The organism is candidate division KSB1 bacterium, assembly GCA_034521575.1.
Lineage (GTDB): Bacteria > Zhuqueibacterota > Zhuqueibacteria > Residuimicrobiales > Krinioviventaceae > JAXHMJ01.
The window spans coordinates 487,851-503,443 of sequence record JAXHMJ010000002.1 but is presented as its reverse complement, the minus strand read 5'-3'; the positions used below and the strand labels follow the sequence as shown (position 1 = coordinate 503,443).

Below are 15,593 nucleotides of genomic sequence, written 5' to 3'. Positions count from 1 at the left end.
TAAAAAGCCTTATCCTGCTTTTGATTTTCAAACCGCTATACATTTTCATCATAGTTTTTTATTGCATTTTTGCGCCATATACACTATTTTTGTGTACACTATATATGTATGCGGAGGTTTTATGAAGAAAAATATTACACTCAGTGCTGAAGAGGAGCTCATAAAAACAGCCAGACAGAAAGCTCAGCGTGAACATTCAACCTTGAACCATGAATTCCGGCAGTGGCTTCTACAATATGTACATTCAAATTTAAAAAGAAATGAATACCAGTCCCTCATGCAGTCGCTAAGCTATGCAAAACCCGGCAAAAAATTCAGCAGAGATGAGATGAATGAACGCTAAATACTTTATTGATACGAACATTTTTGTGTATGCATTTGATCAAAGCGACAAAAACAAGCAACACACTGCAAACCAGTTGATTCAGGATGCGCACATTGAACGCAAGGGTTGTATCAGTTACCAGGTGATTCAGGAATTTTTAAATGTGGCTACAAACAAATTCAAGCAGCCATTATCCATTTCAGATTGTCAGCGGTATCTGCAATCCGTTTTATCCCCATTGTGCCAGGTTTTTACAAGTGTAGATTTATATCAGTATGCACTTGACATCATGCAACGGTGGAAATATTCATTCTATGATTCCTTGATCATTGCCGCAGCAATCCAGGCAAATTGTGGTATACTATATTCCGAAGATATGCAGCATGGACAATCAGTGGGTTCTCTCACCATTCTTGATCCATTTTTATAATTTTGCAATGTTTGTGATATTACCATCGACGACCTGTTGATCAAACAACAATCTACCATCATAGACCAGTTCCTGAATGCCTGACCATCTTCTTTTGACGTCAATGTGTGAAATAGTAGAGTTCTTTCACCTCAAAAAAAATTTACGAGTAAAACATCCGTGATGTTGTCTTGCAAGGCGCGGTCGGGAATCTCAACGCCTCGTCCAATACCTGCCCCAGAGCATTCATAGCACAACAAAAAGCAGTTGTACTATGAAATACTGCTCTGCGTTAAATATTTATGGTGCCCAACATCCATGATATTGCCGAACAGGATCGATCCTGCAGATAAATGGCGACGGTCCGACGCTGTGCACTGAATTTGTAGATATTACCATGACGCTAACCGGTGAAAACTCACGGATATTTCACGCCAACCTATTCACTCCGCAGCGCCTCGATCATCCGACCTTTTAATCCGTTGCGGATCGCCAGTTGCGTCCACCCTGCTCCACTGATCAGGAGGACGATTACAATTACCAGCATGGTCACGACCGGCACGTCCGCGCCCGGTGCGGTGATCGCCGGCCACACGGCCAGCAGCGACGCCAGAGCGCCGAACAGGATGCCGGTGAGCATCAAGGGTGCGTGTTCGGCAAACAGTATCAAACGCAGCTGTCGGTGATCAAATCCCACGGTCAGCAGCAGTCCCAGTTCATTGCGGCGTACGTCCAGATTGCGCAGCACCACCAGACCAAATCCGATACTGCCCAGCAGCAACCCGAGTCCGCCCAGAATCATAAAAATAGACAGATAGGTGTTGGGCACGCGCGCAAACTGCATCAGCCGTTCCGAGGTATGACTGATATCCACCCCGTAATCCTGCAGCGCCCAGCTGAGCTCGGACAAGGCCGTATCCGCTTTGGCCGGGGGAGCGTCCACTAAAAACAACCGGTGACCGCTGACCGACGGGAAATGCCGGACAAAATGCTCCTGCGAAATCAGAATATTACCCTGAAACACCGAATTCGCCAGTCCGGCTGCCAGCACGATATTCAGATCATCGCCGTTCTCATCCAAGTATTTTAGCGTGTCCCCCACCGTCATTTGCAGGCTCCAGGTGATCACGGTCTGATCCGCGATCCCGGGGATGGTGTGTTCATCGAACCGCTGATCCAGCGCGGTCCAGGGATCATCTTCCGGCACGGCTTTTGTGCGACTGACAAAACTGAACGCGTCGCGCTGCGCCAGTCTCTCCGGCTGCAGTCCGAGAATCCGCGGTCTGGAGATCCGGTTCAGATTCAAACAGCTGGCTTCATCCCCCTCTTTCACCCGGAACGGCACAAAACGGACGGAATCCGGTAATTTGAGATTGTATTCACTCCGGCCTTGCCGGCTATTCAGGTTTTCCAGAATCGGTACCCGCGTCTGCATAAACAGGGCAAATCCGCCGGTACCTGCGGACCGTTCATACTGGTCCTGCTTTGTGCTGGTGCGGTTGGCGCCGACCATGAACACCAGAAACACGCCCATGGCCAAAAGTCCGACCAGCGACAAACTGCGTCCCGGTCGCCGCGCGATGTTGCGGAATCCGGCGTTGCGCAGATTTACCGTTTTTGAGGTGGCGTGCCATAGCCGGGCGATGCCCACACAAATCCAGGCCAGTCCGCCGATGAGCAGACAGGCGCCGGAGATAAAAAACGTCACCGCCGCATGGCGGTCCTGTCCCGGATTTGTCGTCAAAATCAGAATCAGCGCAGCGATGACCGTGATGCTGCCGATAATCAGGTCCCGGCGGGATTTCCACGGCCCCGCGGCCGTCCCCTGCTGCAGCTGTACGATTTCCTGTTTAACATGCCGGCGGATGACGATCAGAATCGAAGCGAGGGCCGTGAGCACTCCGGCGGCAAATCCAGTGAGCAGCGACTGCCAGGTGACCAGCATGTGCAGACTGGTGGTGCCGACGATCTCGTGCCAGATGGTCTTGACCGCCAGGATCAGCAGACCGTTATACGCCAGTCCCAGCGGTATCCCGACGAGTCCGCCGGTTACTGCAAGAATAGCCCCTTCCTGTAACAGCAGGCGCCGCACCCCTTTTACCGTAAATCCCATGGCCAGCAGCGATCCGATTTCACGTCGGCGCCGTTCGGCATTCAGAGCGTACAGCAGCGCCGTCAGAATCAGCGCCGCGATAATGATGAAAAACGACAATCCGATGAACAGCTGGGAAAAATTCGTGGACTGCTGTGCCGACTGTAAAGCGCGTTCACGCACCGGCTGAAACAGCAGTCCGGTATCGCGCGGATGCAGGCGCTGATTTAATAATTCTGCTGTACGTGCGGGCTGCGGTTCAATATCAATGGCTGTGGCTGCCCCGAACCGGTTGGCCCACATATCCTGTCCCGCCTTTAGGGATACAATCGCCTTGGGTGTGCCGCGATAGGCATCCCAGTAGGCTTCATCCTTGTCGCGGATGCGGTCATAATCAATGGGAAAACCGGATTCCCAGTCACGGCAGTTTTCCTGATCCAGTCCGGGGAAATCCGGCATCAACCGCGGCGACCACACCGGATGCGTCATCGGCAGGATACGCGCGACCGTAAATGCCCGCTGCTTTTCCCGCAGGGTCTGATTCGCGTCCAGAATATAATAACGCAGTGTCAATGCATCACCGCTGCGCAGATTCAGATCCGCGGCCAGCCAGTCATTGACAATGATTTTGTCCGGGTTTAGCTCGTTGCCCGCAGGCGTTCCGGCGGTGACAAAGGAATAAGGCGTGGATTGGTTGTTATGATTTAGAGAATTGACCAGATAGGTCAAGAGTACATCGGGAGTATCAGCCATCTGTTTAATGTTCTGCGCCAGAGTCGACTCGATGAACGCGCGCCGGGACTCGATGCGGGTGCCGCCGTCGTGTTCCGATAATAACAATTCCGCATCCTCTAACGTATAATGCCGCTGCAGAACCGACTGTGCGGAATCAGCTGAAACATTACCTGCGAGCAGCGTATTGACGCGGCCCGGCAAATCAACGAGATATCCCAGCTGCTCCAGCGGCAGATACACATTCAGCGGCGCCACCTGCGTGGTGCGCAGGGTGTAGCGTCCGAACTGCCGGTCATCGATTACCGCAGCGACCGTAAACCGGCGGGTGAGGGTCATAGCATCGGCGTGCGCAAACGGCGTATCCAGCGGCATGGCATCGGGACGGTCCAGGCGGATCAACAGCTCGTCGCCGGCGCCGCAGCCGAGTGTTTGCGCCAGATGCGAATTGATCATCACACCCTCACTCGATTCAGGCGTGACCGGTTCAGGTGCAAGAGACCAAAAGGTTGAATCTACGCCCAGCGCCTGAACCTGATTGGCGCGCTGATCGCCGCCCTGAAACACGGCCATCGCCTGCAGATTCAGCACCGGCGCCACTGTTACACCCAGATCGGCGCTCATGTCCTGCGCCAGGCTTTCTGTAAAATAGCGGTCGCCACTCTCCATGGCGACGTGTGTTTGACCCAGATTCATCAGCGCAATGCTCTTTAAACTGCCGCGCACCGAATCGCCGATCACCAGAGCACCCACGAGAATGGCGGTCGCGACCGCCGTGCCGAGTATCACGTTCACATGCCGTCGCGGGAACCGGGTCAGGGATTTTTTCACAACATCGGAACGCTTCATACCGATGCCCCCTCCTGCAAACGACCCTCGGTCAGGCGGTAAACCGTGTTCATCCGTCGCGCCAGGTCCAGTGAATGCGTGACCATGATCAGCGCGGTTCCCTCCTGTTCATTCAGCTGCACCAGCAGATCCGCCAGCGCCGCCGCCGTATCCTGATCCAGAGACCCCGTGGGTTCATCCGCCAGCAGCAGCCGGGGACGATTGATCAACGCCCGCACCAGAGCGGTGCGTTGTTTTTCACCCCCGGACAGTTGCGCGGGATGATGGTCCTGTCGCTCAGCAAGTCCGACAGATTCCAGCAAATTCCCGGCGCGTTCCTGCGCGTCGTCCGGACTCGTTTTCCGGAACGCCAGGGTGGGCATGAGCACATTTCCAGCACCGTCAGAGTGCGGCAGCAGATGATGTTCCTGAAACACAAAGCCGATCTGTTCATTGCGCCAGCGGGCGCGCCGCGCTTCGTCATAGTCGGCAATATGTTCTCCGTTGAACCGGATTTCGCCGCTGTCCGGCTGATCCAGTCCGCCGATCAGATTCAGCAGCGTGCTCTTGCCGGACCCGGACGGTCCCACCACCGCCAGCGCCGCACCGGCATTGACAGACAGGTTCAGGCCGTTCAGGACCGTCAGGGGCTCATTGTTGGCCGGAGTCGCAAAGGTTTTGACCAAATTTTCAATATGTAATAGCATGTGATCCTCGACATGAAAAAGTATTGGGATTGATAAACAGTGTTTTGACTGGTTAAACAGTTGATTCGGTTGCTGCATTCCGGACAGATAGGAATGATCGCAGGATAAACAAGAATCGATGTAATTTCCAAATTATTTCTGGAGTTATTTTCCTCATCGATTCAGCCAAACTTTACATAGTTTTTCCTAATTGATTAAACAAAATTAGCACAATTCATTCAATATTGTTTGCATATCAAATAAAAAATGCTAAATTAGAAGTGCAATATCTCAACCACATAAAAATAATCTGAATAATTTTTATTTATTAGCGGGGACATCTATATGGGATATTCATATAAAATGATACTCAAAGAATTATTATCCCTAATTGAACGAGCAAAAGGACTGGATCAGAAAAAAAATCAAGCTGACTATATTTTATAGGTAAATTGACTGCCAATCAATCAAAATGGATTTTTTGATAGATACAAAAATTATCTGGATTTACTACTTGTTTGGCAAATATGACTGGAATGTTATTTAATGCCTTACAACTATTTTATTGAGCACATAAAATGACAAAACAAATACAACATATCATAAGACATTTTAAAAAAGACACACAGGCCATTTTAAAGGACAACCTGCTTGCCGAATACTTGTTTGGTTCTTACTCAAAAAACACATATACATCACATTCAGATATTGATATTCTTATCATCGTCAAATCACTCAATCCGGAGATTCGTGATAAAATCAGCAGCTTGTCCTCAGATTATTCGTTGAATCAAGGTGTAATCATCTCGCCGATACTCAAGGATCATGAAACATGGGATAAAAACAAAAAATACAATACATACTTTTATAAAGAAATTCAAAAGTATGGGAAAGAATTATGATCAACCAGCCCAACATTGATTTGGCAAGTTACAGGATTGATAAAGCCAAAGATTTGTTTTCCCAGGCTAAATTGCTCCATAAAAACAAAAAGTATGATGGCAGCATCAACAGATCATATTATGCCATATTCAACGCCGTCAGAGGTCTATTGGCCCTGGTTGAATTAGACAGTTCCAAGCACAGTGGCATCTTGTCATATTTTGACCGTTACTTTGTTAAAACCAAAATATTTGACAAAGAATTCAGCAAAATTGCTCATAAAGCCTTTGACACGAGACAGGAAAACGATTATGAGGATTTTTATAATCCAAGCAGTGAGGAATCGGAATCCCAAATCAAGAATGCGATCAAATTCATTTCAGAAATAGAGAAAAAACTGTCTCAACTTGTCACTGGGGAGATAAAATTGCCCTCAATTAGAGAAAATAAATAACCAAAGATTACTCTTAATCGTCCTGCTGAATAACGCAGGCCGGCCGCTCGATTGCCTGTCTTCCGCCCCCTCTTTAAAATCGAAAACAATCATTTGCAAAGGATAAATTGTTCAGACACGGATAGTATTTTAATCCGCATAAAGACTTTTTACACGTCAATGAAAAAATATTATATTCAATTCTTTACCTGAAAACGCCAGGCAAAAAGTCGCTGATTTTATTGATTTTTTGCAGGAACGTTATAAAAAATCAAAGACGCTTCAATCTGATAAATCAGACCTGTCAAATAAAGATTTTGTGGGTATATGGCAGGATTGCGAGTAATTTGAAGACAGCGTTCGCTGGGTTCGCGACCGCAGAGAAACCGAATGCAAGAACAAATGGTGCAAAATCCAAGGTTTAAATTTACCTCAATATCCCTGACTCGAAGAGTTTCTCTCTAAAAACTGATTAAATATCAAAACCAATCTTTCTTTTCACCAAACCACTTTACACCAAAAAAATAAATCTAGGCCATGAAATAGATGTCGATCAGGAGGAACTTGGATATGAAACCCATTTAACCGATGGATTATAAAGTCCACCTGGGTACTGCCCTGCTGCATTCTGTTACCTTCATGAGTCGTGGTAAAAAACTTTGTTACGAAAAAGGATTCGATTGATATCACATAGACCTGATTGACAGAAAAACCGTCCCGTCGCCTCCTTGTCCCGTATGACGAAGCGCATTTACAACTTGAATATTAAATTGTAACAAACCCATGCAACCTGCGTTTTAATTGTTGAATATCATTCTTATTTGTACATTCCGGGTAAATGCTGCATACACTATTAATCAGATTTTCTATAAATCCTTCACAATATCAAACACCAGGATTTTCGCATGGACAAATTCGTACCTGAATCTTCAACGCATCAGAACACAGCAGACCAATTACGATCGGAATCCCTGTCGCCCGCTCTTTTACAACTTGAGCAAAGCATATACACTGCACTGCAGACCTATTCCAATGTGCATCGCGGTAGCGGACAGCATTCCATGTTGACCACGCATCTGTATGAACAGGCGCGCGAGGTCATCCTGAACGAACTCGGTCTGGACAAGCGTCAGTACACCGTGATCTTTTCCAGTCCGCGGCGCGCCGTTCTGCTCAAGAAACAACTGGGGGCAGCGGTACAGCATACTCTGTCCAGCCGCGATCACGGATTATCCCTGGGTGTACGGGCTCTGGCAGTACGCAAATCCGCGCTTCCCAAAGGCCCGCCGGTGGAGAGCGGCGGCGGCACCGCCAAGCTGATGTCGCGCGACTGGGTGATCTGGGCGGAGGCACCGGATAAATACGAAGCCGGCACCCCGGCCATCATCAATGTGATTGCCTTTGCCAAAGCCCTGCTTTTAAAGCGACAATTCGGGAATGATGCGTTCCAGAGATCAGAGAACAGGTCGGCAGATGTCAAAGAAATTCTGTACCGGGATGAACTGGCGGGATATACGCAACGTGAACTGCTGCGCAAACTCGGAGACACGCTCATCGGCCGGGACAGCCGGGTTCCAACGCTGAACGGCGACCAGCCCTTTATCAATCTGGACAACAGCGCCAGCACCCCGACATTCGAACCGATATGGGATGCGTTTTGCCGGTTCTGGCGGCAGCCGCCCGATATACAACAAAAGATCATTCAGGAGGTCAAATCCATCTGCGCCGGGTTCCTGAATGCGCCGCCAGCGGAATATGACATCATCTTTACATCCAATACCACTGAAGCCGTCAATACAGTTGCAGAAAACCTCACTCCGGACAAAACTAACGAGAGTGAGCCGGTCATTGTCAACACCCTGCTCGAACACTCGTCCAATGAATTGCCATGGCGTGCGCTACCGGGACACACGCTGCTGCGCCTTTCCGTTGACAAAACCGGATTCATGGATCTGGGAGAGTTGGAGAATCTGTTAAAGGCCTATAACCGGGACGGCGTGCACGGCTGCAAACGCATCAGACTGGTGGCGGTCAACGGCGCATCGAATGTGCTCGGGACTTGCAATGACCTTGCTGAAATCAGCCGCATTGTGCATCAATACGGTGCACAGCTTCTGGTGGACGCCGCACAGCTGACCGCGCACCGGCAAATCAACATGTCCGCTGTCAACATCGACTATCTGGTGTTTTCCGCGCACAAAGTGTACGCGCCGTTCGGCTGCGGTGTGCTGGCGGTGCAAAAGGGACTGTTGAAATTCAGTTCTGAACAATTCGAGTTGATAAAAGCCTCCGGCGAGGAAAATATCGGCGGCATTGCCGCGCTCGGCAAAGCATTGAATCTGCTGCAGCGCATCGGCATGCCTGTGATTCAGGAGGAGGAGCGTTCTCTGACCCGGTACGCCTATCGGGAATTGTCAAAGCTCGCCGGCATTAAGCTTTACGGCATCACGAACCCGGATTCTCCCGAATTTGCGCATAAAATCGGCGTGATCGTATTCGACGTCAAGGGCAAAATCCCCAATCAGGCGGCCAAACAACTGGCCATCAGGGGCGGAATCGGTGTGCGCTACGGCTGTCACTGCGCGCATATTCTGGTCAAACATATGGTGGGTGTGCCGCCGTTTTTTGAAGGTCTCCAGCGCGTCATACAGCTCCTGTTTCCCAAATTGCGGCTGCCCGGCGTGGTGCGCGTGAGTTTGGGGCTGGAGAACACGCATCGAGATGTGGATGCGTTGATTCAGGGGCTCAAAGAGATGACCGATGACTCGATAAAACGCAATGCGATGCCCAAATCTATAATATCTAAAGTGCAGAAGCAAATAGACCGGTATGTGCAGGAATCGGTAGAGAGTATATTTTTCCGGGGATGTAAAAAGGAACAATAGATTTTTAAAATAAGGAATTTTCCTATATTTTAAAAATTTCCATTTGATTTTTTACGTTTCTCTACTAATATATCCATCGATGCCAGATGTTGCGTTTGCTGATTAAAAACATAACAATGGAAAATGCAAGCAACACCAACACACTCTGGCTTACGGCAATATGACCGTTTTCATTAATGGCTGTTTTCAAAAGATCAGACCCATAGGTTAATGGAAAAAGATAGGAAAGAGGACGTAGAAAAACCGGCAACTGACTGATGGAGATGAACAAGCCGCACAGGAAAACCATAGGAAACCGAAAAAAGCTGGAAAAGGTCTGCGCTTCAAAAACTTCACTGACCGATACGGCAATGAATAATCCCAGAAACGAGGAGGTCACGGCGATTAAAACGACGCTTGTCATGACAGTGAGCCAATGAATATTGGAAATATTGACAAAGAACAGGGCGATAAACACCGGTGTTTGTGATTTGAGAAAAAACATCAGCATCCAGGCAAAAGGAAAAATGATGCCCCAACTGATATTGGGCGGTTTCAGGTAATAGTTGCGCATATCTTTTTTCAGGATATTCCAAAAGGCGACGCCAGTCTTTATTTTATTTTGCCTTCCTTTTCTTTTTTCATCATATCTCGTTCAATGCCGGTAATTTTCACAAACACCTCTTCCAGCGGTGGTTTGATAATTTTGGTTTCCATCACCTTGATGCCCCGGGCATTGAAGAACGTCATGAACGGTATTAAATCCAGCACGGTTTCCGATCGCACCTGAAACACAGAATCTTGAATTTGTGTCAACTGACATTGACTGAACTGCCGGCAAAAATCCTGTGCGAACCGGTTAGGTTGCGTCGCACTGTCGAATGAAAACTGAATAATCCGTTCTTTTTGCATGTCTTGCATCAATTCATGGATCGTCCCGATTTTGATGATCTGACCGTTCACAATAAAAGCAATCCGGTTGCACAGCCATTCGGCTTCTTCAATATAATGGGTGGTCATGAAAATCGTGGTGCCGGTACAATTCAGATTTTTAATCAGGGAACGGATTTGCCGGGCGCTGGCAACGTCGATACCGGTAGTCGGCTCGTCCAGAAACAAAACGCTCGGTTTGTGAATGATGCCTGCTGTTATGGTAAGTTTTCGCTTCATGCCTTTGGAATAAGACTTGTAAAGCTTTTCACCGGCATTCGTTAAATTGAATTGGTTCAGTAGTTTTTTCGCCCGGCGCTCTCGTTCGGCCTTGCCGATCCCGTACAGCGAGGCGCAAAAACACAGGTTATTAAATCCGTCCAGTTCATCGTACAAGTTGCTTTCGTCCGGGACAATACCGATCAGGTCCTGCGCTTTTTTGATATGTGCGGTATAATCAATACCATTGAAAAAAATGTTGCCGGACGTGGGACGAGCCAGGCTGGTCAGCATATTGATGGTCGTGATCTTGTCTGCGCCATTTGGTCCCCCAAAGCCCTAAAATTTCATTTCTGATCACAGAAAAATTCAGATTGCGTAACGCCGTAAATCCGTCAAAATATTTGGTCAATTGACGCGCTTCCAAAACAGGTGTTTGCACAAGCTGTGAATACTCTTGTTGTTATCAATATCTTTAGTAGGATAAATAAAACGGATAACAGGCGCAAACATTGTCCCACGATGATTTTAAAACAAACTCCAGCCGATCAGCATTATTAAAAATCCGCCGCCGTAAATAAACGGAATCAAATAAAAAACCAAGGCTTTCCAATTGAATTGCGCAACATGTGCAGCGATCAGTTGGCGCACAATTACAAAACTCAGTGCAATGGCGGTTACCATTAAAAGCAGCGAAAGAATCATTATCGTCGGATCACGCCATACAGGCAGAACCGAAAGTTGACTGCTATTTTGTAAAATGTCGTTTGCCGACTTTATTCCGACAGGATCAGAAATCGTATGCGCCCAATATGGCAAACGCGATGTCATTTTGAGCAGCGCCTTGACCACATGTGCAGCACCCATAATCGGAATAAAGGCGATACCAAATTTCAAAAAATAATCGCTGAGGCCAAGGTGTCCCCCGAAAAGGCGGAAAAGCCCAAAGGGCAAAAGCCAAATGAACGTTGGCAGCGCTGCAAACAGTGTAATGGATTTTATCAGACCGATTCCCCAAATGCCGTCTGCATTTACAGTCTGGCTGACGGTTTCCGGTAACCACAATAAAAGGCCAGACGTCACCGACCATTCGGTGAACACCTCGTAAATAACAAATCCTGAAACCACCAGTGCAAACACAGCCTGCGCCGCGGTGAACGGTAACAGTGTCAATACATCTTTGAACCACTGCCGCCGGAACCAACCTGGATTCGGTCTTTGTTCAATACCGGGATTGTTGTGGTCACACGCTTTCAGACATTGTCCGCATAACAGACAGTCCGTGTTCTGATCAAGGTGAACAGGATACAACCCGACACCGCAACTGCGCCCCTGGAAATGATAAGCGGTTTTTGAAGAAATACAGGACTTGTCCTTGCAGTCGTTGCAAATCTCCTGATGACGCACACCCCACCCCAGAGGCGCAAGACGCGCATAAAGCCCCAAAAGATGTCCCACCGGACAAATATGCGCGCAAAATGTATTGCGTCTGAACAACAGCCCGGACCCTGCCGAGGTGATCAAAAGCAATATCATAAACACCGCCATCCGGTACGGCACGCGGTGAATAGCCAGTGTATGGATGCCAACGAACAAGATGAGCACGTAAAAGAGGGTAATTACCCAGCCGGAATGTAAAAACGCCGGCGGTTTTCGACGCAAACCCATTTTGGCGCACAGCGTTGTCACCAGCTCCATCGGGCATATCATACACCAAACCCTGCCAAGAAAAACTGCTGATATAATAATCAACGGCCACCAATAAGACCACACAATTAGATTGGCCGCATTGGTGTTCCTTAGAATTTTGGCAAACGCCATATCATCCGTATTGGCTTTTAATCCGATGATAATTAAAAGGATAAAAATAATAAAGGTGAATATCTGCGCTCCAACGGGAAACCAGATTCGCTTTAACAATCGATTGACAACGTTCAGCATTACTGTTTCCGTTTCTTTTGAAAATTCATATCAGTTTTAAATATTTCAAGGTTTAAAAAACAACATCAAAATGTCAACACTTTATCCGCTTCCACAGTCCATTGCGCAAACTCTTTCATATTGCTCAACTGAACGCCTTGAACGCATTCCAGTTCATGAATACCTCGCGCCTGCGAACAACCACCGCAGCTTTTAACCTTTCCGCCCTGCCGAATCACAGATTTTAGCATACGCTCAATATTATAGTATCCATCCGGTGTGGTTTGATTGGGAAGAGCGCAAGTCACCGCGTCAGCCAGAAGAAATATTAGAATTTCAACCGCGTCGCCGTGTTCTTTTTGCAGAGTCATGGCCATGCGCAGTGCATTGTAGGCCTTTTCCGTCCCATAGGGAGCATCGTTAATAATGATGAGTATTTTTTGCATGCTACCTTCGATAAAATCCAAAATTCGTTAAAAAAGCAATGCATTGCTCAAATTGTTCTTTGAAACAATTGCATTGCTACATTTTTTTCCAGTTCTTTTTATCTCTCTGACTAATTTATTTGAGTGCGATGTGAATTTTCTTATTAAATGATATGGTATGTTTTCCTTTCAACAATGTCTTTTACCTGTTTTATTCCTGTTTTTTAATGATTTGCAATCCCATGATTCTAACCCCGTCTTGCGTCTTCATCGATAATCTGGCCGGTTCAGTGATCAGACACTCCCCAGCATGAAGACGGCTTTCTTTTCCATTAACATTCACTGTCGCCGTTCCCTGGATCACAGTAAAGACGACAAAAGAGTCCATGTCGCAATCCGGCAGGGAACCGCCTGGCGGCAATTCAATGATCCGGGCTTTGAATTCCGGAGAGCGATGGAACACATTTTTGTCCCGTTGCTCATAGGGGAAAAATGGCATGGTTTTCAAATTAAAAACTTTCACAGGTCATCTCCTTTCATAGTATGCGTCGTTGTGGTTTGCCGGTCAAGTATCTTTTCGATGATCAGGCCGGTCAGGATAGCAAACGTACTGGTCAGAATGAGCCGGGTTATCATAAACCGTACGCCCAGAAATTCCAACTCTACCATCTCCTGGGGCAGTTTAATACAGGCCCAGGCTGTGAGAAAATAACGATATTTGACAGCCGCGCGCCCTTGTGGCGCAGCGCGGCTGCGATCGGAAAGGCGACGTAAAGCGGGCCGGTCGGTGTAGCGCCAAACAGCAGCGCCAGAGCCACGCCGCGAATACCGGATGTTTGTCCCAAATGCCTGACCACCATCTCGCGTGAAATCCACACCGAGAACAATCCCATCAATATGAGCACGGCCGGCAAAATCATCAGCATCTCTCTGCCTAATGACCAGGATTCTTTCAGTATCGAGGACTGATGTGCCGGAAAGAGGATTGCAACAATCGCCGTGATGATCAGCAACAGGATCAGAACAATCCATTCCTTCCATGGACGTTTGGATTGTACACTCATAAAATCACCCCCATCAACATACCGAGCGCCAGCGCAAAAATAAAGCTGAGACCATTCCGCAATAGCGCGAAGCGTTTGCCCAACTCTTTGGCTTCTATGGGAAAAGTCACAATCCCGATCATGGTCAGCGTCGCCACAAAGGTGGCAATAATCGTTACAGAAGCGCCGCTGCGCAACAGGGAGCCGGCCATGGGAAACGCGATCAGGGATGGAATGTGCAGCACGGCTCCCGCCATACCGGTTAACACCACGCCGGTCACACCGGATTTTCCGCCCAGCCAGTGAGCCAGTTTATCAGGAGTGATGAGCCCCACAATGAGCCCCATCAGCACCACAACCGTTAAAATAGTCGGCAGAATCCTCAGAAACGAACGCCCGGCGATGCGCAGAGCTTTCCAGGCGCGGCTTTGATCTTTGACAAACGCAATGATTAATAGGATTAACGCCAAAACATTGATAATGATCGTTGTAGACCTCATAAATTACTCCTGAAAGTATTTGAACGCTATAAAATATCTTCCGGTTTTTATAACAAAATATACATGATGGTTCCTGCTCATTCATCCTGTAATGCAATGACAGGATCAAGTCCGGCGGCTTTGCGCGCCGGGTAAACGCCAAAAAACAAACCGATGATCAGCGAAAAGACAAACGAATACATCATGGAAGGCAGTGAAAGAGCTGAGCGCCCATTCCGTTGCAGCCGCAATGATTACAGATACAATGATACCGATCAATAGTCCCATCACCCCGCCTCCTATACTCAACATAGCAGCTTCTAAAACAAATTGAACAGAAATATCCTTACGAGTGGCGCCCACCGCCATACGCAGTCCAATTTCATGGGTTCGCTCGCGGATGGCAATCAGCATGATAGCCAGAATGCCGATGCCGCCCACCAGCAGCGAAATGCCGGCAATGCTGGTAATCAGGGCGGTAAAAGCGCCCGTAGTCTCGCGTTGCGTCTCCAGCAATTCGGTCTGGTTCTGAATGGTAAAGTCATCCGGCTTGTCGCTTTTGTCAAGACGATGTCGTTCACGCAGCGCTTGTCTGATTTGCTGTTGCGCTGCGGCCATTTTATCCTGACTCACCACCTGAATATTGATTGAAGCAATATAATCCTGATTAAACACCCGGCGCAGGGCTGTTTGAATGGGAATAAATATCTGGTCATCCTGGTCAACGCCGTTCAGATCAACGCCTTTGGCTTCCATGACGCCGATAACCAAAAATGGAACTCTGCCAATACGGATCGTTTCGCCGACCGGGTTGGCGCCGTCGAACAGATTGTCAACAATGGTTTGTCCCAAAACCGCGACCCGCCGCGAGGCGCGGTTTTCTTTTTCACTGAAAAAAAAGCCTTTTTCAAGGCGAAAATTGCGCACCTCGGGAAATTCAACACTGGTTCCCACAATGGTGGTATTCGTGCTTAAATGGCCGAACTTGACCTGCATTTTTTTGCTTTGCACTGGCGCGGCGCGTTCAATGATCAAAGCCTGTTGCAGCGCCTCGGCGTCTTCAAGTCGCAATGTGGTCACAGTGCCACGAATCTGCATACGCCCGGGCGATTTCCGCACCTGTCCGGCATTGACGATGATCAGGTTGGTGCCCATGGCCTCGATTTTGCCCAAAACTTCATTTTGCGCCCCCTTGCCGATAGCGACCATGACAATCACCGCGGAGACACCGATGATAATGCCGGTCAGCGCCAGGGCGGTGCGCATTTTATGCGCCAAAAGCTGTTTGCGTGATATTTTTACACTGCGCGCTATTTTCATAGTTTT

General features: G+C 48.2%; 16 protein-coding genes. 5 read left to right on the top strand and 11 right to left on the bottom strand.

Annotated features, from left to right (window positions below; translation table 11 throughout):
* Positions 1-121: 121 nt before the first annotated feature.
* Positions 122-343, top strand: a complete 222-nt coding sequence (locus U5R06_05105; GenBank protein MDZ7722207.1) for a hypothetical protein — start codon at positions 122-124, stop codon at positions 341-343.
* Positions 333-755, top strand: coding sequence for a PIN domain-containing protein (locus U5R06_05100; protein MDZ7722206.1), 423 nt, complete (start codon positions 333-335; stop codon positions 753-755). Before U5R06_05105 ends, U5R06_05100 begins: the two co-directional genes overlap by 11 nt.
* 418 nt (positions 756-1,173) lie before the next feature.
* On the opposite strand, the gene U5R06_05095 is transcribed toward U5R06_05100, so the two are convergent.
* Positions 1,174-4,407, bottom strand: coding sequence for an FtsX-like permease family protein (locus U5R06_05095; GenBank protein ID MDZ7722205.1), 3,234 nt, complete (start codon positions 4,405-4,407; stop codon positions 1,174-1,176).
* Positions 4,404-5,093, bottom strand: coding sequence for an ABC transporter ATP-binding protein (locus U5R06_05090; GenBank protein MDZ7722204.1), 690 nt, complete (start codon positions 5,091-5,093; stop codon positions 4,404-4,406). Before U5R06_05090 ends, U5R06_05095 begins: the two co-directional genes overlap by 4 nt.
* Before the next feature lie 557 nt (positions 5,094-5,650).
* Here U5R06_05090 and U5R06_05085 point away from each other — a divergent pair.
* The 3 genes from U5R06_05085 (at position 5,651) to U5R06_05075 (ending at position 9,272) form a co-directional block, all read left to right on the top strand.
* Positions 5,651-5,974, top strand: a complete 324-nt coding sequence (locus U5R06_05085) for a nucleotidyltransferase domain-containing protein (GenBank protein ID MDZ7722203.1) — start codon at positions 5,651-5,653, stop codon at positions 5,972-5,974.
* The gene (locus U5R06_05080) at positions 5,971-6,408 is read left to right on the top strand and encodes a HEPN domain-containing protein (protein MDZ7722202.1); all 438 of its coding nucleotides are present in this window, start codon (positions 5,971-5,973) and stop codon (positions 6,406-6,408) included. Before U5R06_05085 ends, U5R06_05080 begins: the two co-directional genes overlap by 4 nt.
* Before the next feature lie 884 nt (positions 6,409-7,292).
* Positions 7,293-9,272: an aminotransferase class V-fold PLP-dependent enzyme gene (locus U5R06_05075; protein MDZ7722201.1), complete on the top strand. Its 1,980-nt coding sequence runs from the start codon at positions 7,293-7,295 to the stop codon at positions 9,270-9,272.
* 64 nt (positions 9,273-9,336) lie between these two features.
* Here U5R06_05075 and U5R06_05070 read toward each other — a convergent pair whose 3' ends face one another.
* From U5R06_05070 to U5R06_05030, 9 genes are all read right to left on the bottom strand, one after another.
* Positions 9,337-9,825: an ABC transporter permease gene (locus tag U5R06_05070; GenBank protein MDZ7722200.1), complete on the bottom strand. Its 489-nt coding sequence runs from the start codon at positions 9,823-9,825 to the stop codon at positions 9,337-9,339.
* Positions 9,826-9,863: 38 nt separating this feature from the next.
* Entirely contained in the window at positions 9,864-10,694 is an 831-nt protein-coding gene (locus U5R06_05065; GenBank protein MDZ7722199.1) for an ATP-binding cassette domain-containing protein, read from the bottom strand.
* 234 nt (positions 10,695-10,928) lie between these two features.
* Positions 10,929-12,341 carry a 4Fe-4S binding protein gene (locus U5R06_05060; protein MDZ7722198.1) on the bottom strand — a complete coding sequence of 471 codons (1,413 nt, stop codon included), beginning with the start codon at positions 12,339-12,341 and terminating at the stop codon, positions 10,929-10,931.
* A 65-nt stretch (positions 12,342-12,406) separates the two neighbouring features.
* A complete protein-coding gene (locus U5R06_05055) occupies positions 12,407-12,766 on the bottom strand; it encodes a DsrE family protein (GenBank protein MDZ7722197.1) in 360 nt (119 codons plus the stop codon).
* Positions 12,767-12,956: 190 nt separating this feature from the next.
* Positions 12,957-13,268 carry a hypothetical protein gene (locus U5R06_05050; GenBank protein MDZ7722196.1) on the bottom strand — a complete coding sequence of 104 codons (312 nt, stop codon included), beginning with the start codon at positions 13,266-13,268 and terminating at the stop codon, positions 12,957-12,959.
* A complete protein-coding gene (locus U5R06_05045; protein ID MDZ7722195.1) occupies positions 13,265-13,414 on the bottom strand; it encodes a hypothetical protein in 150 nt (49 codons plus the stop codon). Before U5R06_05045 ends, U5R06_05050 begins: the two co-directional genes overlap by 4 nt.
* Complete coding sequence (locus U5R06_05040) at positions 13,408-13,809, bottom strand: hypothetical protein (protein MDZ7722194.1); 402 nt, start codon at positions 13,807-13,809, stop codon at positions 13,408-13,410. Before U5R06_05040 ends, U5R06_05045 begins: the two co-directional genes overlap by 7 nt.
* On the bottom strand, positions 13,806-14,288 hold the full coding sequence (locus tag U5R06_05035) for a permease (protein MDZ7722193.1): 483 nt from the start codon (positions 14,286-14,288) through the stop codon (positions 13,806-13,808). The genes U5R06_05040 and U5R06_05035 overlap by 4 nt, the downstream gene beginning before the upstream one ends.
* Before the next feature lie 105 nt (positions 14,289-14,393).
* A complete protein-coding gene (locus U5R06_05030; GenBank protein MDZ7722192.1) occupies positions 14,394-15,587 on the bottom strand; it encodes an ABC transporter permease in 1,194 nt (397 codons plus the stop codon).
* Positions 15,588-15,593 lie beyond the last annotated feature (6 nt).